This is a genomic window from Escherichia sp. WS1451 (assembly GCF_046487365.1).
Lineage (GTDB): Bacteria > Pseudomonadota > Gammaproteobacteria > Enterobacterales > Enterobacteriaceae > Escherichia > Escherichia coli.
Genome location: NZ_JBJQJP010000001.1, coordinates 522,299 through 542,263, shown reverse-complemented (window position 1 = coordinate 542,263; position 19,965 = coordinate 522,299). Strand labels below are relative to the sequence as shown.

Sequence of the window (19,965 nt, the reverse complement as noted above, 5' to 3'; positions counted from 1 at the left end):
ATTACCGACAAGAAGGGAAAGGGCCTTCCCGAGAGTGGTAAAGGAGAGGCCCTGGAAATACCCCACAGCCCCGAAAAAGAGCCAGTCAGTTGCTTAACTGACTGGCATTACCCTTCTGGGGCCGTTTTTTTGTTTTACCCAAAGCAACTTTCCCATAAACCGACAGCATTGTCCTTCATCATATTTGCGACGATGTATAACGCCTACACACAGCGATATTGTACTTTACAGGTTACAAGTCAATGTCGGTGTATAAGCGCTCTGTGAGGGGTATAGTGGCGTTAAAGAACTGTCGAGAAGGGTATATACACCGGATGAAGTGAGTAAAACGAACTGACAGGATAAAAGCGCCCTGCTCACCCTGTCAGTAAAGAAATTCTTATTAATCGTGGCGATGCCTTTCTTGAATAGCCGTTAATGAGCCGACTTCTAACGCCTCTTTATAGTGTTTACGGCATACAGAAACGTAGCGTTCATTACCACCAATAACCACCTGCTCACCTTCGTTATAAGGTCTGCCTGCTTGATCAAGACGCAGCACCATGCTTGCTTTGCGACCACAAAAACAGATGGTTTTTAATTCAACCAGTTTGTCGGACCATGCCAGTAAGTATTGGCTGCCAATAAATAACTCACCTCGAAAATCGGTACGTAAACCATAACAAAGTACGGGTATATCGAGTTGATCGACAACCTCCGATAATTCATATACTTGTTGTCTGGTTAAAAACTGGCATTCATCAACCAGTACGCAATGAATTGCCTGCTGTTCATGTTCCGCACGAATCTCATCAAATAATGATGAATTTTGGTTAAATAATTTTGCAGGCGATGACAAACCTATACGCGAGCTGACTTTCCCGGCACCAAAGCGATCATCAATTTCTGCCGTATATACGACAGTGCGCATGCCGCGTTCCTGGTAATTGTATGAAGATTGCAACAATGCTGTAGACTTACCCGCATTCATTGCGGAATAGTAGAAATATAGCTGTGCCATCAGCCACAGGCCCTCAATGATATGAATTAAAGTTGGCTGGAGTTTATCATAATTCGTCAGTTTTTCAGCTCAACAGTATGCACAGAAGTGGTATATGCGTTCTCCCTTACGAAGCCTTGCATAATCCTTCTGAGCTATCATTACAACTGCCTCGCTTGTTATAAGCGGGTAAATGACTGCTGGTAACTATTCACAATCTTTAACCTGTTGCGCAAGTAATAGCCCTCTGTTGACCTCCTGGAGATAGTGCAATACTAAGTCCCTGCTCTTATTGCGACTGTTCTACTTTTCATCATTCGCTTAATAGGGAATTCTCGTAAACACGACTAATACAGAAGACTGAAAGGTCGTCAGCCTACGATAATCTCCCCATAAAATGTGACATGAATCAGGAAGTTTTAACCTCACGTGCTGCGAAATCATCGGTGCAAATAGGGCTATATGCCGCGTCTTTTCTGGCTAATTTTATGAAAAGATATTTATTGGCGGCACAAAATAAAGAACAATTTTGAATTCCTTACATTCCTGGCTATTGCACAACTGAATTTAAGGCTCTATTATTACCTCAACAAACCACCCCAATATAAGTTTGAGATTACTACAATGAGCGAAGCACTTAAAATTCTGAACAACATCCGTACTCTTCGTGCGCAGGCAAGAGAATGTACACTTGAAACGCTGGAAGAAATGCTGGAAAAATTAGAAGTTGTTGTTAACGAACGTCGCGAAGAAGAAAGCGCGGCTGCTGCTGAAGTTGAAGAGCGCACTCGTAAACTGCAGCAATATCGCGAAATGCTGATCGCTGACGGTATTGACCCGAACGAACTGCTGAATAGCCTTGCTGCCGTTAAATCTGGCACCAAAGCTAAACGTGCTCAGCGTCCGGCAAAATATAGCTACGTTGACGAAAACGGCGAAACTAAAACCTGGACTGGCCAGGGCCGTACTCCAGCTGTAATCAAAAAAGCAATGGATGAGCAAGGTAAATCCCTCGACGATTTCCTGATCAAGCAATAATCTTTTGTAGATTGCACTTGCTTAAAAATCCCGCCATCGGCGGGATTTTTTATTGTCCGGTTTAAGACAATTTAATAAGAATAAGCTATAAAAAAACGGCGTCGATTGCTCAACGCCGTTTCGTGGATAACACCGATACGGATGTTACTTCTTAATGCCCATCTCTTCTTCAAGCCAGGCTTTAAATTCCGTGCCAAGGGTGTTATGACGAATACCGTATTCAACGAAGGCCTGCATGTAACCTAATTTATTACCGCAGTCATGGCTCTTCCCTTTCATATGATAGGCTTCCACCGTTTCTTTTTCGATCAGCATATCAATTGCGTCGGTGAGCTGAATTTCATCACCAGCTCCCGGAGGGGTTTTTGCCAGCAACGGCCAAATATCCGCGCTAAGTACGTAACGCCCCACAATAGCGAGATTAGACGGCGCAACATCCGCTTTTGGTTTTTCAACCACGCCAACCATCGGTACGCTTTCACCCGGCGCTAATTCAACGCCTTTGCAATCCACAACGCCATATGCGGTCACATCAGCAACCGGTTCAACCATGATCTGGCTATGACCCGTTTCATCAAAGCGGCGGATCATCTCTGCCAGGTTATCCTGTGACAAATCGGATTCATATTCATCCAGAATAACGTCAGGCAAAATAACAGCCACAGGTTCATCACCCACTACCGGGTGAGCACACAATACCGCGTGTCCCAGGCCTTTCGCCAGCCCCTGACGAACTTGCATAATAGTCACGTGCGGCGGACAAATAGACTGCACTTCATCAAGCAGTTGACGTTTTACACGTTTTTCCAGCATTGCTTCCAGTTCAAAACTGGTATCAAAGTGGTTTTCAATAGAGTTTTTAGATGAGTGAGTAACCAGCACAATTTCAGTAATGCCAGCCGCAATACATTCATTCACGACGTATTGAATTAATGGCTTATCGACAAGTGGCAGCATCTCTTTCGGGATGGCTTTCGTCGCCGGCAACATCCTGGTTCCTAATCCCGCAACGGGGATAACGGCTTTTTTGACTTTCGTATTAATGGCAGCCATTTAAATTCTCCTGGACTGTTCGTGTTTTGAACGTGTTCATATTTCTGTATCGCATCCCAGTATATCAGTACCCCGAAGGGGCTAAGTTCTGAAAAGGAGGCGAGTTAGCATAATTAAGACAATTACTTATACGAATGGCGACGATAGTACCACCAGCCGACATTAGCAGGTAATGCAAATTTAGCCCGCGTTATCGTTTGCTCATTCTGCAGACAACATCAAGCGCAGCCGACCACCGGTTCCCCATATTTGGCATTGCCAGGCATCGCATCGCTGGCTCAATTGATTCAAATAAGCGTTACCTAAAGTGCCTAACGGAACACCATTACTGATTTGTACCTGGTGTTCGCCGGTATTTAACGTCGCATTCAGACCCGCAGAAACCAGAATGAGATTTTTCAGTTCGCGATGATAATAGCCAACTAATAGCGGAAACTGCCCCGGCAGATTGGCCTGACGGAGTAAATGGTTTACCTGCTTCAATAACGCGCCCAACTCTGGCAACCGTTGATTTTGGTGTGCAAGCTGTTCCTGTAATAATCCGTTAAACAATGCGCGTAATAACAAGGCAGCAAGTACGCCATTATGTCCAGCTCGGGTGACATCAAGGCAATAAAATGCCAGATCGTTTTCCGAAAGTGCGGCAATATCAAGCACCAGGCCGGGTTTGTCCGCGGCAACCAATTGACGATAATTAACCCGGCAATGGGAAATCACCTGCTGAACCGGCGGTTGCAATTCCTGTAATAATTTCGCCGCTGCGGCAGGGTTATCAACCATTGCATCCCAGTCGCGAAAAAGCCTTTCCTCTTCCTCAACGCGGGAATTAAACATGCTGGGATAGAGACAGGCAAAAACCATCTCGCGCAAGCGATTCAGATCTTTAACTGGTTTCAGCAAAACATCTTCAACGCCCAGACGTAACGCTTTGGCAATATCTGCCATATTTTCAGTGGCAGATATCACCAGAACCGGTGTCTGGTCACCTCTGTTGCGTATATGTTCCAGCAGTTTAAGCCCGTTCATTCGTGGCATCGCGATATCACATATCATCAGGTCTGGAGTGAAACCTCCCAGCAACTCAAGGGCATCCACCCCATCAGCCGCCAGTACCGTTGTCGCTCCCAATGAGGAAAACCACGAATCCAGAAGCGAGCGAAATACCTGCTCATCTTCAACAATGAGAATCTGTTTTCCGACCAATGGCTGCGTCATGTTCTCTCCCCTGACTGGCTTTACTCAATAGTGGCATGCTATTGCCACCTGCGCCTGTCAGAATTAACTTAAGTGTAGATAAAAATTCTGGTCAAATGTTGGTGCGTACCAACGGCAAAAGTTCGTCCATTTTCTTTTCCACTGCCAGCTGCCCAGCCGCAATGGCAGCGTGCGCGCGATGGAAATCAAGCGTAGATATTTGCGGGCAAACAGGTTGAATCAGAATATCGGGCGGATCACCTGCCATGCGGTTCCTTTTAAGGCGGTTCTCCAGCACCTGGATAGAAGTGGTCATAATCTCTGTTGCCGTTGGCGCTGTCACCGCCCGACGTGTCGTTATGCTGCCCAACCTTTCTTTCAGACGCGCATGCCACGGCAGAGAATCACCATTCTCGCTATTTTCTTCACTGACATTAAAGGAGAGCAGATCTTGTTGCATCAAATGAGCATCGTGCTGCAGGTCGACCGCTATCACAATATCAGCACCCAATGCACGCGTGAGCGAAATAGGAATTGGGTTAACTACTGCCCCATCAACCAGCCAGTAGCCGTTATGCGCAACGGGTGCCATGAGTCCTGGAATACTGCATGATGCACGAATAGCAAGATGGAGATCGCCTTCAGTAAACCATAATTCGCGCCCAGTACTTAAATTGGTGGCAACAGCCGCGAAGCGACGGGAACAATTTTCGATCTCTGTTTCCGGCATTATTTCGCGATATTGATTGAAGACACGCTCGCCGCGCAGTAACCCACCGCGCTGCCAGGAGAGATCCATCAGGCGTAAAACATCCCAATAACTGAAAGAGGTTACCCAATCTTCCAGCGCAGATAATCGATCGCATGCATAGGCCGCGCCCACCAGCGAACCAATTGAGCATCCTGCAACGATATCAATTTCAATACCCACTTTTTTTAGCGCATTAATAACGCCAATATGCGACCAACCTCTCGCCGCGCCAGATCCCAGCGCCAGCCCTATTTTTATCTTTCTCATTATTCCCGCAAGATTCCCCTGGAATGCAATCGTAGCCACATCGCTACTGCTCGGTTAACATAGTGCTACTCAGGCGGTTAATACGCCGTTATTGTTTCCAGGGAGATTATTTGTGTCTCAGCTTTGTCCCTGTGGTAGTGCTGTCGAGTATAGCCTATGTTGCCACCCTTATGTGTCTGGTGAAAAGGTTGCACCTGATCCAGAACATCTCATGCGTTCGCGTTACTGCGCTTTTGTGATGAAAGACGCAGATTATTTAATAAAGACCTGGCATCCATCTTGTGGAGCGGCGGCGTTACGTGCCGAATTGATGGCCGGATTTGCGCATACTGAATGGTTGGGATTGACCGTATTTGAACATTGTTGGCAGGACGCCGACAATATCGGATTTGTCAGTTTTGTTGCTCGATTTACCGAAGGTGGCAAAACAGGTGCAATCATTGAACGTTCGCGATTTTTGAAAGAAAACGGTCAATGGTACTATATTGACGGTACACGTCCGCAGTTTGGCCGCAACGATCCCTGCCCTTGTGGTTCAGGTAAAAAATTTAAAAAGTGCTGCGGCCAATAATGGTTGACGGTACGGTTTAGCAAACACTCTCAACAAGGTTTTTCCAGCAATGCATTCACTCCAACGTAAAGTTCTGCGTACTATTTGTCCGGACCAAAAAGGTCTGATCGCACGTATTACCAATATTTGCTACAAGCACGAGTTAAATATCGTGCAGAACAATGAATTTGTTGATCACCGTACCGGGCGCTTTTTTATGCGCACGGAACTGGAAGGAATTTTTAATGATTCCACCCTGCTGGCGGATCTCGACAGCGCATTGCCAGAAGGCTCCGTACGTGAGCTGAATCCTGCCGGTCGTCGCCGGATAGTGATTCTGGTCACTAAAGAGGCGCATTGCCTTGGCGATTTGTTGATGAAAGCCAATTACGGCGGCCTGGATGTCGAAATCGCGGCAGTTATTGGTAACCACAATACTTTACGTTCTCTGGTTGAGCGTTTTGATATTCCGTTTGAGCTGGTAAGTCATGAAGGATTAAGTCGCAACGAGCACGATCAAAAGATGGCGGATGCCATTGATGCTTATCAGCCTGACTACGTGGTGCTGGCGAAGTATATGCGGGTATTAACGCCAGAATTTGTGGCACGCTTCCCGAATAAGATCATCAATATTCACCATTCATTCCTGCCAGCGTTTATCGGCGCACGTCCTTATCACCAGGCCTATGAACGTGGCGTGAAGATTATTGGCGCAACCGCTCACTATGTGAATGACAATCTGGACGAAGGTCCAATCATCATGCAGGACGTTATTCATGTCGATCATACCTACACAGCTGAAGATATGATGCGCGCAGGTCGTGACGTCGAGAAAAACGTCTTAAGTCGCGCACTCTACAAAGTACTGGCGCAGCGCGTCTTTGTTTACGGTAATCGGACGATTATTCTTTAATCGCCAGCAAAAATAACTGGTTACCTTTAATCCGTTACGGATGAAAATTACGCAACCAGTTCATTTTTCTCAACGTAACACTTTACAGCGGCGCGTCATTTGATATGATGCGCCCCGCTTCCCGATAAGGGAGCAGGCCAGTAAAAAGCATTACCCCGTGGTGGGGTTCCCGAGCGGCCAAAGGGAGCAGACTGTAAATCTGCCGTCATCGACTTCGAAGGTTCGAATCCTTCCCCCACCACCATCTCAAGCATTACCTCAGAATTTGAATTACCCCTGGTGGGGTTCCCGAGCGGCCAAAGGGAGCAGACTGTAAATCTGCCGTCATCGACTTCGAAGGTTCGAATCCTTCCCCCACCACCAATACTTCCTGAAATACTCAAAACCTGTTACTCCGAGCTAATTCTGCCCGATGGCACCGCGTTTACCGGACCTAAAATATCCTCCCCTGAAGTTCGGATAAGCGAAGCACATCCGACAACTCACCCCGCACCGTGCCCATAAAAAAACCCCGCCGAAGCAGGGTCTATGTGAACTAAAATTCGCTTAGTGACGAGCGCGCACCAGCTGATACTTACGTGTCAGATACTCCACCGGGACGCTCCAGATGTGCACCAGACGCGAGAACGGGAACAGCAGGAATAACGTCATCCCCAGCACCAGGTGCAGACGGAAGATAAACGCCACACCATCAAGGTGTTGAGAAGCGCCACCGTGGAAGGTCACTACCGACTGCGCCCAGCCAACCAGTTTCATCATCTCGCTACCGTCCATATGTTGGGCGGAGAACGGAATGGTCAGCAAGCCCAGCGCGCACTGGATAACGAGCAGCGACAGGATCAGGATATCCGCTCCGGTAGTGGTTGCACGCACGCGTGGGCTGAACAGACGACGCTTCAGCAACAGCACGCCGCCAATCAGACACAGCACACCGCTGGCACCACCAGCAAACATCGCCATTTTCTGTTTCACTTCAATCGGCAGCCAGGCTTCATACATCCAGTGCGGCGTCAACATACCGAAGAAGTGACCGACAAAAATCCCCAGAATACCGATATGGAACAGGTTCGATGCCAGGTTCATCCCTTTGCGATCCAGCATCTGGCTGGACGCCGCGCGCCAGGTGTACTGCCCGTAGTCATAACGCAGCCAGCTACCAATCAGGAAGACCGCCCCGGCTATGTACGGGTAGATATCAAAGAAGAACATATTCAGGAATTGCATTAGTGCTGTCCTCCGGTGGTGATATTCAGATATTGCGGTGCGACGGCACCGGCAAAGCGACGTTGATGGGCAGTGATTGCTGAATCACCGCAGCCTTTGTCAGCAAAGAATTTAACCTGCTCTTCTTCCCAAACGGCATCCAGCGCCTGCGGCGTATCGTCGCGCGCTTCGTCGGCAATTTTTTCCGCCACTTTGTCGCTGTCGATAGCGGTATTCGCCAGTTTCAGCAGCAGATCAAACAGCACGGCATAACGGCTTTCACGCTGTTGCAGACGCGCACTCAGCAATGCCAGAATCGGCGCAATATCTTTCAAACCTTCCACGGCTTCGCTTTGCGGCAGCTGCGCCAGGTACTCCAGATACAGCGGCAGATGGTCGGGCAATTCGCGGCTGTTTAACTGCAAACCGTGCTGCTCATACTGCGCCAGCAGGTCTACCATCGCCTGACCGCGGTCGCGGGATTCGCCGTGCACATGTTCAAACAGCAACAGTGACGTGGCGCGGCCACGGTCGAACAGTTCGCTGTACTGGGCCTGAGCATCGAGCGGATCCATCGCCGTTAAATCGCGCAGGAAAATGCCCAGCGCATGGGCATCTTCTTTCGACAGATTTTTCGACGCGGCAATCGCCTCAAACATCTCTTGTTGATGCTGCCATAAGGCAGCATCCGGATATTCAAGGAGACGCGATACAATCACGAGTTCGATCATGGGTGCGGCTCCGTTTTGCTGGTTACGTCGATGGCATCGATACGGCGGCTGTTGAACAGATTGAATTTGGTATCTGAACCGTGGCAGCCATCACCAAAGGTAAAGCCGCAGCCATTTTTCTCCGGGAAGGCTTCCCGCGCCAGTTCACGATGACTACTCGGCACCACAAAGCGATCTTCGTAGTTAGCAATCGCCAGATAACGGTACATCTCCTGTGCCTGGGCTTCGGTCAGACCGACCTCTTCCAGCGCACGGGTATCCACTTTCCCGTCAACGGTTTCAGCACGTTTATAATGACGCATCGCCAGCATACGTTTCAGCGCGCGCAGTACCGGTTTGGTATCACCGGCGGTCAGCAGATTCGCCAGATACTGCACCGGAATGCGCAGGCTTTCGACGTCTGGCAGAATGCCGTTGCTACCCAGCTCACCCGCGTCTGCTGCAGACTGAATCGGAGACAGAGGCGGCACGTACCAGACCATCGGCAGTGTGCGATATTCTGGATGCAGCGGCAGCGCCAGTTTCCATTCCATTGCCATTTTATAAACCGGCGACTGCTGTGCGGCTTCAATAACGCTCAGCGGAATACCGTCTTTAATCGCCTGCTCGATGACTTTCGGATCGTTCGGATCGAGGAACACGTCCAGCTGACGCTGGTAAAGATCTTTCTCGTTCTCAGTGCTGGCTGCACGTTCAATAGCGTCGGCATCGTACAACAGCACGCCGAGATAACGGATACGACCGACACAGGTTTCTGAGCACACGGTCGGCTGACCCGCTTCAATACGCGGATAGCAGAAGATGCACTTCTCAGACTTACCGCTCTTCCAGTTGAAATAGATTTTTTTGTACGGGCATCCGGTGATGCACATACGCCAGCCACGGCATTTATCCTGGTCGATCAGGACGATGCCATCTTCTTCACGCTTGTAAATCGCACCGCTCGGGCAGGTCGCCACACATGCCGGGTTCAGGCAGTGTTCGCACAGGCGCGGCAAATACATCATGAAGGTGTTTTCGAACTGGCTATACATCGCCTTCTGGATGTTGTCGAAGTTCTTGTCTTTCGCCAGCTTGTCGAACTCACCGCCCAGGTCATCTTCCCAGTTCGGCCCTTTTTCGATTTTCGCCATCCGTTCGCCGGTAATCAGCGAACGCGGACGGGCAATCGGCTGCGACTTGCTGCCTTCCGGCGCGGTATGCAGGTTCTGATAGTCAAAATCGAACGGCTCGTAATAATCGTCGATCCCCGGCAGATGCGGGTTAGCGAAGATTTTACCCAGCAGCATGGCGCGGTTACCCATGCGCGGCTGCAGTTTGCCGTTGATTTTACGGATCCAGCCGCCTTTGTATTTTTCCTGGTTTTCCCAGTCAGTCGGGAAGCCCTGGCCTGGCTTGGTTTCTACGTTGTTGAACCACGCGTATTCCACGCCTTCGCGGCTGGTCCAGACGTTTTTACAGGTAACTGAACAGGTGTGGCAGCCGATGCACTTATCGAGATTCAGCACCATGCCGACTTGTGAACGAATTTTCATTTTACGCTCTCCTGTACCTGGTCATTGCCTTCGCCATCTAACCAGTCAATGTTCTTCATCTTACGCACTACAACAAACTCATCGCGGTTAGAACCTACGGTGCCGTAGTAGTTAAAGCCGTATGCCAGATGGGCATAGCCGCCGATCATATGCGTCGGTTTCGGCGTGATACGGGTGACCGAGTTATGGATACCACCACGCTGTTGGGTAATTTCCGAACCAGGCAGGTTAACGATACGTTCCTGCGCGTGGTACATCATGGTCATCCCTGCCGGAACACGCTGGCTGACAACCGCACGGGCAGTCAGAGCACCGTTGCTGTTGAAGACTTCAATCCAGTCGTTATCGGCAATGCCCAGATCTTTGGCATCAGCTTCACTCAGCCAGACCACCGGACCACCGCGACCTAAAGTCAGCATCAGCAGGTTGTCGCTGTAGGTGGAGTGGATACCCCACTTCTGGTGCGGCGTCAGGAAGTTGAGCGCTTTTTCCGGGTTGCCGTTGGATTTCTGCCCCATCACTTCTTTCACCGAACGGGTGTCGATCGGCGGACGATAAACCAGCAGGCTTTCACCGAAATCACGCATCCACTGGTGATCCTGATACAGTTGCTGACGACCAGAGAGCGTACGCCATGGGATCAGCTCGTGAACGTTGGTGTAACCGGCGTTGTAAGAAACGTGTTCATCTTCCAGACCAGACCAGGTCGGGCTGGAGATAATTTTGCGCGGCTGTGCCTGAATATCGCGGAAGCGGATCTTCTCGTCTTCTTTATTCAGCGCCAGATGCGTATGGTCACGACCGGTAAATTCGCTCAGGGCAGCCCAGGCTTTCACGGCTACCTGACCGTTGGTTTCCGGTGCCAGTGTCAGGATCATCTCTGCCGCATCAATTGCGGTGTTCAGCATCGGCTGGCCTTTCGCCGGACCTTCTGCTTTGGTGTAATTGAGCTTACGCAGCAGATCCATCTCGCTCTGGGTGTTCCAGGCAATCCCTTTACCGCCGTTACCGATTTTCTCCATCAGCGGGCCGATAGAGGTAAAGCGTTCGTAAGTTGCCGGATAATCGCGCTCTACGACCATAATATGCGGTGCAGTTTTGCCTGGGATCAGGTCGCATTCGCCTTTTTTCCAGTCTTTCACATCCAGCGGCTGCGCCAGTTCAGCGGCAGAGTCGTGCTGGATAGGCAGCGTGACGATGTCGGTTTCTTTACCCAGATGGCCGACGCACACTTCGGAGAATTTCTTCGCGATGGCTTTGTAGATTTCCCAGTCGCTTTTCGCTTCCCAGGCCGGATCGACCGCCGCAGACAGCGGGTGAATAAACGGATGCATATCCGAAGTATTCATGTCGTCTTTTTCGTACCAGGTCGCCGTCGGCAAAATGATGTCGGAATAGAGACAGGTGCTCGACAGACGGAAGTCCAGCGTCACCACCAGATCCAGCTTGCCTTCCAGACCGTTGTCCTGCCAGTCCACTTCTTCCGGCTTCACGCCGCCCTGCTGCCCCAGATCTTTACCCTGGATACCGTGCTCCGTCCCCAGCAGGTACTTGAGCATAAACTCATGACCTTTACCGGAAGAACCGAGCAGGTTAGAACGCCAGATGAACAGGTTGCGCGGGTGGTTTTTACCGTTTTCTGGTTGTTCTGCCGCAAAACGGATGGAACCCTCTTTCAGGGATTTCACCGTATAGTCCACCGGATTCATCCCGGCTTTTTCCGCTTCGCCAGCGATAGTCAGCGGGTTAGTGCCTAACTGCGGTGCAGACGGCAGCCAGCCCATGCGTTCCGCACGGACGTTAAAGTCGATCAGGTGTCCGGTATAACGGGATTTATCCGCCATCGGTGACAGCAACTCTTCCGCCGTGACGGTTTCATAACGCCACTGGCTGGAGTGGTTATAGAAATAAGAAGTGCTGTTCATGTGACGCGCCGGACGCTGCCAGTCAAGGGCAAACGCCAGCGGCTGCCAGCCGGTTTGCGGACGCAGTTTTTCCTGACCTACATAGTGCGCCCAGCCGCCCCCGCTCTGACCGACACAGCCGCAGAAAATCAGCATGTTGATCAGACCACGATAGTTCATATCGAGGTGATACCAGTGGTTCAGCCCCGCACCGACGATAATCATCGAACGACCGTGCGTCTTGTCAGCGTTATCGGCAAATTCACGGGCAATACGGATAATCTGGCTACGAGAAACGCCAGTGATTTGCTCGGCCCACGCCGGAGTGTAAGCTTTCACATCGTCATAGCTGGTTGCACAGTTAACGTCGTTCAGGCCACGTTCCAGACCGTAGTTTGCCAGTGTCAGATCATAAACGGTGGTCACCAGGGCGGTGCTGCCATCAGCCAGTTGCAGGCGTTTCACCGGTAGCTTATGCAGCAGCACGTTTTCCAGTTCCACTTTGTTGAAGTGTTCCGTGCCATCGCCACCAAAGTACGGGAAGCCCACCTCAGCGATCTCATCCTGGCTACCCAGCAGGCTCAGTTGCAGCTCGGTTTCTTCGCCAGTTTTGCCGTCGCGCTGCTCAAGATTCCATTTGCCCTTCTCGCCCCAGCGGAAGCCAATAGAACCGTTCGGCACAACCATTTCACCATTGGTATTAAAGGCGACAGTTTTCCATTCCGGATTGTTTTCCTGGCCCAGTGCATCCACCAGATCAGCAGCGCGCAGCATACGACCCGCAGCGTAGTAACCGTCGCGCTCTTCCAGCATCACCAGCATCGGCATGTCGGTGTAGCGGCGCACATAGTCGGTGAAATACTGGCTTGGGTTGTCGAGGTGGAATTCACGCAGCATTACGTGACCCATTGCCAGCGCCATTGCCGCATCGGTGCCCTGTTTCGGTGCCAGCCACAGATCGCACAGTTTGGCGATTTCAGCGTAGTCTGGTGTGACGGCAACAGTTTTGGTCCCTTTGTAACGCACTTCAGTAAAGAAGTGAGCATCCGGGGTACGCGTCTGCGGCACATTTGAACCCCAGGCGATGATGTAGCTGGAGTTGTACCAGTCAGCAGATTCCGGTACGTCAGTCTGCTCGCCCCAGGTTTGCGGAGATGCAGGAGGCAGGTCGCAGTACCAGTCGTAGAAGCTTAAGCAAGTACCGCCAAGCAGCGAGAGATAGCGCGCGCCGGAAGCGTAAGAAACCATCGACATTGCCGGAATTGGCGAGAAACCAGCGACACGGTCCGGGCCGTAGTTTTTGATGGTGTAAACGTTAGAGGCGGCGATCAGTTCGTTCACTTCCTGCCAGGAAGAACGAACAAAACCACCGCGTCCACGCGCCTGCTTAAAGCTTTTCGCTTTATCGGCGTCTTCAATGATAGAAGCCCATGCCTCAACCGGATCGCTATGCAGCGCCTTCGCTTCACGCCACATTTTCATCAGGCGTTTGCGCATCATCGGGTATTTCAGGCGGTTGGCGCTGTAAAGATACCAGGAGTAGCTGGCACCGCGCGGGCAGCCGCGAGGTTCATGGTTTGGCAGGTCCGGGCGAGTACGCGGATAGTCAGTCTGCTGGGTTTCCCAGGTCACCAGACCGTTTTTGACGTAGATTTTCCAGCTGCAGGAGCCGGTGCAGTTTACCCCGTGGGTAGAGCGGACGATTTTGTCATGCTGCCAACGCTGGCGATATCCATCCTCCCAGTCACGGTTGGTATTGAGAAGCTGGCCATGCCCATCGGCAAAGGTTTCACCCTTCTGTTTGAAGTAGCGAAACCGGTCCAGGAATTTACTCATCGGTTTTCTCCTGTGGGAGCCTGTCGGCCCTCTGATAAATCGACATTGCTAATGTTTAAGGGCAAGGTAACGCTCTGAAACAGCGTGAGAATTGATAACGATCAAGAGTGATGGGGATGAAAAATAAAGTAAATTCCTAAGATACCCCTTTAGGATAATTAGCAGTTACAGCATAACACGCTGTAAATCAAGACGTTTTATACCTGTAGTTATTTAAGCTATTAAGATTTTTATGCAGATGGGTATTAAGGAGTATTCCCCATGGGTAACATATTAATGGCTCTTAATGAAATCCGGCGAAATAAGCCATATAATATGAGTATGTTGTAACTAAATGACGAATAAAAAAAGCGCGACATCATGCCGCGCAAAGGATAATCAAATATTAAGATTTATTTTTTAGAATGCCGACCATATACCGCCCAGGTAATCACCACGCAGGCGATATAGAAAATCAAAAATACTTTCATTGCGCCGACTGGCGAACCCGTTAATGCCAGCGAGCTACCAAACGCTTTCGGGATAAAGAAGCCACCAATCGCGCCAATCGCAGAGATGAAACCCAGCGCCGCCGCCGTGTCGGTTGCCGCTTCACGCATCGCACGTTCGTCAGAACCCCCTTCTGCTTTCACGCGATCCATTGTCAGTTTACGGAAGATCACGGAAATCATCTGGAAAGTGGAACCACTACCCAGCCCAGCTGTCAGGAACAGCGCCAGGAAGACTGCGAAGAACGCCATGAAGCTTCCGCCCTGTCCGTCAGTCGGTAAGGTCAGGAACAGCAGGCCGCTGAAAATCGCCATCAGGATAAAGTTCACCAGCGTGACACGAGTTCCGCCCAGACGGTCAGATAATGCACCACCTGCAGAACGCGCCAGCGCACCAATAAACGGCCCGAAGAAAGCGTATTGCAGAATCTGAACATCCGGGAACTGCGTTTTTGACAGCATCGCAAAGCCCGCGGAGAAGCCGATGAAGGAGCCGAAGGTTGCCAGATACAGCAGGCTCATAATCCACAGATGACCCCGTTTGAGTACCGGCAACTGCTCCTTGATGGAGGCTTTCGAGGTAGCAAGATCGTTCATGCCAAACCACGCCGCAATGGTGAAGATGGCAAGGAACGGCACCCATACCCAGGACGCATTCGCCAGATACAGCTCAGTCCCATCCGGCTGTTTGACACCCTGGCTACCAAATACTGCGAAAATCGACAGTGATACCACCAGCGGAGCAACCAACTGCATGACGCTGACGCCCATGTTGCCCAGACCACCATTCAGACCCAGCGCGCCACCCTGCTTCTGTTTCGGAAAGAAGAAGCTGATGTTTGCCATACTGGATGCGAAGTTCGCGCCAGCAAAGCCGCACAGCAGAGAGATGATGATGAAGACGCTATAAGGCGTGGAGGTATCCTGCACGGCAAAACCCAGCCAGACGCAAGGAATAATCAGAATACCGGTGCTGAACGCCGTCCAGCGACGACCACCGAAGATAGGAACCATAAAGGAGTATGGAACACGTAATAACGCGCCAGAAACCGAAGGCAGCGCAGTCAACATAAATAGCTGATCGGTCGTAAAATTAAAACCGACTTTCGGTAAGTTCACCGCAACAGCGCTGAACAACATCCATACGCAAAACGCCAGCAGCAGACAGGGAACGGAAATCCACAGGTTGCGGCTGGCAATACGTTGACCGCGTTGTTGCCAGAACGCAGGATCTTCCGGTCGCCAATCTGTAATGACAGCTCCAGTAGCCCTTTCGGGGGCGGATGAGTGACTCATAGACACCTCTGATACTCGTTTCGATGTCTGCCACCTTAGTGTCTGTAGCTAAAGGCAATTTGATGTAAATCAAACGATAAGATAACTTTATCTATCATTGATATTTATCATTACCCATAGTGAGTACAGTGATTTCATAAAAATTATGAGATTTTTCACAGTGCTGTAAAATCCCTACCCTTACCGATGTAAAGCGACTAACCACGCGGCAAATAAGGAGTAACTCTTTCCGGGTATGGGTATACTTCAGCCAATAGCCGAGAATACTGCCATTCCAGAATGTATCGTCACATTCATTAAGGTTATTGCTCATTTAAAGCCTGAAGGAAGAGGTTTACATGCTTAAACGTTGTCTCTCTCCGCTCACCCTGGTTAATCAGGTTGCGCTTATTGTGTTGCTTTCTACTGCTATTGGACTGGCAGGGATGGCGGTTTCTGGCTGGCTGGTGCAAGGCGTTCAGGGCAGCGCCCATGCGATCAACAAAGCGGGATCGCTGCGCATGCAAAGTTACCGTCTGTTGGCGGCAGTGCCATTAAGCGAGAAAGACAAGCCCTTAATTAAAGAAATGGAACAAACGGCATTTAGCGCCGAGTTGACTCGAGCAGCGGAACGAGACGGACAACTGGCGCAATTACAGGGTTTACAAGATTACTGGCGTAATGAACTGATCCCTGCGCTGATGCGTGCACAAAACCGCGAAACGGTGTCAGCGGATGTCAGCCAGTTTGTTGCCGGGCTTGATCAGCTGGTATCTGGTTTTGACCGCACCACGGAAATGCGCATTGAGACAGTGGTACTGGTCCATCGGGTAATGGCGGTATTTATGGCACTTTTACTGGTGTTCACTATTATCTGGTTGCGGGCGCGACTGCTACAACCGTGGCGGCAACTGCTGGCAATGGCGAGTGCCGTCAGCCATCGCGATTTTACCCAACGCGCAAACATCAGCGGGCGCAACGAAATGGCGATGCTTGGAACTGCATTGAACAATATGTCTGCAGAACTGGCCGAAAGTTATGCCGTACTTGAGCAGCGGGTTCAGGAGAAAACTGCCGGGCTGGAGCATAAAAATCAGATCCTCTCTTTTTTATGGCAGGCTAACCGCCGTTTGCATTCCCGCGCCCCGCTGTGTGAACGCCTGTCACCGGTACTAAACGGCTTACAGAATTTAACCCTGCTACGTGATATCGAACTGCGGGTGTATGACACTGATGATGAAGAGAATCATCAGGAGTTTACCTGCCAGCCAGATATGACTTGTGATGATAAAGGCTGCCAGCTCTGCCCGCGCGGCATATTACCCGTTGGCGATCGCGGCACAACCCTGAAGTGGCGGCTGGCTGACTCTCATACGCAGTACGGTATTTTGCTGGCGACCCTGCCGCAGGGGCGTCATCTTAGCCATGATCAACAACAACTGGTGGATACCCTGGTTGAACAACTCACCGCCACGCTGGCGCTGGATCGGCATCAGGAACGTCAGCAACAGTTGATCGTGATGGAAGAGCGTGCCACCATTGCGCGCGAACTGCATGATTCTATTGCCCAATCTCTCTCTTGTATGAAGATGCAGGTGAGTTGTTTACAGATGCAGGGCGATGCGCTGCCAGAAAGCAGCCGCGAACTGTTAAGTCAGATCCGTAACGAACTGAATGCATCCTGGGCGCAGTTGCGTGAATTGCTCACCACATTCCGCTTGCAGCTCACCGAGCCTGGATTACGTCCGGCGCTGGAGGCGAGTTGCGAAGAGTACAGCGCCAAATTTGGCTTCCCGGTGAAGCTGGATTATCAATTGCCGCCTCGTCTGGTGCCTTCGCATCAGGCAATCCACTTGTTGCAAATTGCCCGTGAGGCATTAAGTAACGCCCTCAAACATTCGCAAGCGAGTGAGGTCGTGGTGACGGTGGCGCAAAACGATAATCAGGTCAAACTGACCGTCCAGGATAACGGCTGCGGCGTGCCTGAAAATGCCATCCGCAGCAATCACTACGGCATGATAATAATGCGCGACCGTGCGCAAAGTTTACGAGGCGATTGCCGCGTCCGCCGTCGTGAATCAGGTGGCACCGAAGTGGTTGTCACCTTTATTCCCGAAAAAACTTTCACAGACGTCCAAGGAGATACCCATGAGTAATCAGGAACCGGCTACTATCCTGCTGATCGACGATCACCCGATGCTGCGAACTGGCGTAAAACAGCTTATCAGTATGGCACCAGATATCACCGTGGTTGGCGAAGCGAGTAATGGCGAACAGGGTATTGAACTGGCGGAATCTCTTGATCCCGATCTGATCCTGTTAGATCTCAATATGCCCGGCATGAATGGTCTGGAAACGCTGGATAAACTCCGCGAAAAGTCCCTCTCAGGGCGCATTGTGGTATTCAGCGTCTCTAACCATGAAGAAGATGTGGTCACCGCACTGAAACGCGGCGCGGATGGCTATCTGTTAAAAGATATGGAACCGGAAGATCTGCTGAAAGCGTTACATCAGGCAGCTGCTGGAGAAATGGTATTAAGCGAAGCATTAACGCCTGTTCTGGCCGCCAGCTTGCGCGCTAACCGTGCCACTACTGAACGCGATGTTAACCAGTTAACCCCACGCGAGCGCGATATACTCAAGCTGATTGCCCAGGGTTTGCCGAACAAGATGATTGCCCGCCGCCTGGATATCACCGAAAGCACAGTAAAAGTGCACGTCAAGCACATGCTGAAGAAAATGAAGCTCAAGTCTCGCGTGGAAGCAGCGGTATGGGTGCATCAGGAGCGCATTTTCTGATTACGGTTCCCAGCGCAGTTCGTCGTTTGACAATGCATCGAACGGTTCGACAAGCGTTAGCGTGATCTCATTGGAGGAGACACGCTGCCCCTGGTTATCTTCCACCACCACCGACAATCGCCAGTGATTGCTTGCGCCTTCCCCGTTTTGCCAGTCAGGCATGATCAGCGTCCAGCCCTCCTCACTGTTGGCTTGTGCGCCCGGCGTCAAACTTAATATCTGCGTATCGCCCTGCCAAATCAGTTGCCGAATACCGTAACGACTGCGGATTTGTAATTTCAGCGGCACTGTTTCGCCAGGTTTTAGATCCCACGGCGGTGTCGCCAGAAACACCGTTAAGGTTTTTCGCTGTCGGTACTCAAGAGTCGGAAGATTATTTCGCTGCGGATTGTCATAGCGACTACCACGTAACGACTGACTTTCGGCAACTTCGCCCGCAGAAAGTTGTTTTTTGAGCGGTACACCAAAGCGGTAGTTAAGATTCAGCCCGAGGTTATTTTGATTCTCGCCACTTTCACCCTGTTTATGCTGAGCCGTCACAGTGACTAATGGCACTGGGGTATAATTTAATCCCAGACTCAACGCGACGGGATTGTGATAACCCGTACCAGAGTTAAACAAATCAACACGATCACCAAAATACTGTTCTACGCTGACACTGGTATTGAGGTGTTGATAGAACGGCATGCGCATTCGGGCTGTCAGGTCGTACCCGCGCGCCATCCGTTGTTCCTGCGTGGCTGTCTGTTCATGCCATGCAGCAAACGGCTGATAAAAGTTTGCCGATAGTCGCAAATATTCGCCCCACGCTTCGGCACCGAAGCCCGCTCGCTGAAGATTTTCGTCCAGCAAGTTGTCATAAAAAGTGTTATAACCCACCAGCCAGCTGCCGCGCGCCCAGCGTTGCCCAACGCCCACATTGCTCACCAGCCCATCATCCTGCTGAGTAAGACCAAGCTGGCTCCAGGTGAGATAACGATCATTATCTTGTAACGGCACAAACCAGCTTCCACGACTGCCGGTGAAATGTCCTTCGTTACCCACTTTGACGTCAACACTGGCATTTCCCCACGGTGATAGCCAAGACTCTACGTGCTGATTAACCTGTTGACTAAGCGCGTCGCGGACTTTTCCCAATGCGAAAGCTTTTGCCTGCTCGCCAGTATCCAGCCCGTTATCATTCATACTGGTTTCGCCGAAATCTTTCACAATTTCAGCAAAGTGTTTTTCCCCATCATGATTTTCGGGTGCCATGCCTAAATCCGGCAGACCATCATTGTTATTATCAAAGGGATTCGCCGCTTTTTGCTCGAAGGTAGATTGTGCGTTAGCTGTACCACCTGCCGCCAGCAAGAGTAAATAAAGCGGAATAATGCGAGGAACGAAACGGCTCAAAACGTCGGTAACTTCCGGTAAAAATGAAAAACCATAGCCTTAAAGAATAACGAT

General features: G+C 50.7%; 16 protein-coding genes and 2 tRNA genes. 8 read left to right on the top strand and 10 right to left on the bottom strand.

The genetic code is table 11. The features are described from left to right. On the top strand, positions 1-97 hold a 97-nt coding region (locus ACJHX7_RS02760; RefSeq protein WP_223963258.1), incomplete at its 5' end, for a hypothetical protein. Positions 98-382: 285 nt separating this feature from the next. On the opposite strand, the gene tdk is transcribed toward ACJHX7_RS02760, so the two are convergent. Continuing rightward, the gene (gene tdk, locus ACJHX7_RS02755) at positions 383-1,000 is read right to left on the bottom strand and encodes a thymidine kinase (RefSeq protein WP_000068076.1); all 618 of its coding nucleotides are present in this window, start codon (positions 998-1,000) and stop codon (positions 383-385) included. A 603-nt stretch (positions 1,001-1,603) separates the two neighbouring features. Between tdk and hns the strand changes: the two genes are divergently transcribed. Beyond that, complete coding sequence (gene hns / locus ACJHX7_RS02750; protein ID WP_001287378.1) at positions 1,604-2,017, top strand: histone-like nucleoid-structuring protein H-NS; 414 nt, start codon at positions 1,604-1,606, stop codon at positions 2,015-2,017. 144 nt (positions 2,018-2,161) lie between these two features. On the opposite strand, the gene galU is transcribed toward hns, so the two are convergent. From galU to rssA, 3 genes are all read right to left on the bottom strand, one after another. Then, positions 2,162-3,070, bottom strand: coding sequence for a UTP--glucose-1-phosphate uridylyltransferase GalU (galU, locus tag ACJHX7_RS02745; RefSeq protein ID WP_000718995.1), 909 nt, complete (start codon positions 3,068-3,070; stop codon positions 2,162-2,164). Between the two features lie 201 nt (positions 3,071-3,271). Then, positions 3,272-4,285, bottom strand: a complete 1,014-nt coding sequence (rssB, locus tag ACJHX7_RS02740; protein WP_000193447.1) for a two-component system response regulator RssB — start codon at positions 4,283-4,285, stop codon at positions 3,272-3,274. 91 nt (positions 4,286-4,376) lie between these two features. Beyond that, positions 4,377-5,282: a patatin-like phospholipase RssA gene (rssA, locus tag ACJHX7_RS02735; RefSeq protein ID WP_001226476.1), complete on the bottom strand. Its 906-nt coding sequence runs from the start codon at positions 5,280-5,282 to the stop codon at positions 4,377-4,379. Positions 5,283-5,394: 112 nt separating this feature from the next. On the opposite strand from rssA, the gene ACJHX7_RS02730 reads away from it, so the two are divergent. The 4 genes from ACJHX7_RS02730 to ACJHX7_RS02715 all read left to right on the top strand — a co-directional run bounded on the left by ACJHX7_RS02730 (position 5,395) and on the right by ACJHX7_RS02715 (position 7,108). Further along, on the top strand, positions 5,395-5,853 hold the full coding sequence (locus ACJHX7_RS02730) for a YchJ family protein (RefSeq protein WP_001361954.1): 459 nt from the start codon (positions 5,395-5,397) through the stop codon (positions 5,851-5,853). A 49-nt stretch (positions 5,854-5,902) separates the two neighbouring features. Beyond that, entirely contained in the window at positions 5,903-6,745 is an 843-nt protein-coding gene (purU, locus tag ACJHX7_RS02725) for a formyltetrahydrofolate deformylase (RefSeq protein ID WP_032294056.1), read from the top strand. Positions 6,746-6,904: 159 nt separating this feature from the next. Then, positions 6,905-6,989, top strand: a tRNA-Tyr gene (locus tag ACJHX7_RS02720). 34 nt (positions 6,990-7,023) lie between these two features. Further along, positions 7,024-7,108, top strand: a tRNA-Tyr gene (locus ACJHX7_RS02715). Positions 7,109-7,291: 183 nt separating this feature from the next. On the opposite strand, the gene narI is transcribed toward ACJHX7_RS02715, so the two are convergent. From narI to narK, 5 genes are all read right to left on the bottom strand, one after another. Continuing rightward, complete coding sequence (narI, locus tag ACJHX7_RS02710; RefSeq protein ID WP_001160110.1) at positions 7,292-7,969, bottom strand: respiratory nitrate reductase subunit gamma; 678 nt, start codon at positions 7,967-7,969, stop codon at positions 7,292-7,294. Next, positions 7,969-8,679: a nitrate reductase molybdenum cofactor assembly chaperone gene (gene narJ / locus ACJHX7_RS02705; RefSeq protein WP_000571695.1), complete on the bottom strand. Its 711-nt coding sequence runs from the start codon at positions 8,677-8,679 to the stop codon at positions 7,969-7,971. The genes narI and narJ overlap by 1 nt, the downstream gene beginning before the upstream one ends. Beyond that, complete coding sequence (gene narH, locus ACJHX7_RS02700; protein WP_000702650.1) at positions 8,676-10,214, bottom strand: nitrate reductase subunit beta; 1,539 nt, start codon at positions 10,212-10,214, stop codon at positions 8,676-8,678. Before narH ends, narJ begins: the two co-directional genes overlap by 4 nt. Continuing rightward, positions 10,211-13,954 carry a nitrate reductase subunit alpha gene (locus tag ACJHX7_RS02695; protein WP_022645590.1) on the bottom strand — a complete coding sequence of 1,248 codons (3,744 nt, stop codon included), beginning with the start codon at positions 13,952-13,954 and terminating at the stop codon, positions 10,211-10,213. Before ACJHX7_RS02695 ends, narH begins: the two co-directional genes overlap by 4 nt. Before the next feature lie 392 nt (positions 13,955-14,346). Then, a complete protein-coding gene (gene narK / locus ACJHX7_RS02690) occupies positions 14,347-15,738 on the bottom strand; it encodes a nitrate transporter NarK (RefSeq protein ID WP_000019836.1) in 1,392 nt (463 codons plus the stop codon). Between the two features lie 338 nt (positions 15,739-16,076). Here narK and narX point away from each other — a divergent pair, with 338 nt between their 5' ends. Together narX and narL are read left to right on the top strand one after the other, a co-directional pair. Next, positions 16,077-17,873 (top strand): nitrate/nitrite two-component system sensor histidine kinase NarX, encoded by a 1,797-nt coding sequence (gene narX, locus ACJHX7_RS02685; protein ID WP_000918063.1) that lies wholly within the window; start codon positions 16,077-16,079, stop codon positions 17,871-17,873. Then, entirely contained in the window at positions 17,866-18,516 is a 651-nt protein-coding gene (narL, locus tag ACJHX7_RS02680; RefSeq protein WP_000070491.1) for a two-component system response regulator NarL, read from the top strand. The genes narX and narL overlap by 8 nt, the downstream gene beginning before the upstream one ends. Here narL and ychO read toward each other — a convergent pair whose 3' ends face one another. Further along, a complete protein-coding gene (gene ychO, locus ACJHX7_RS02675) occupies positions 18,517-19,911 on the bottom strand; it encodes an inverse autotransporter invasin YchO (RefSeq protein ID WP_094030198.1) in 1,395 nt (464 codons plus the stop codon). Positions 19,912-19,965: the final 54 nt, after the last annotated feature.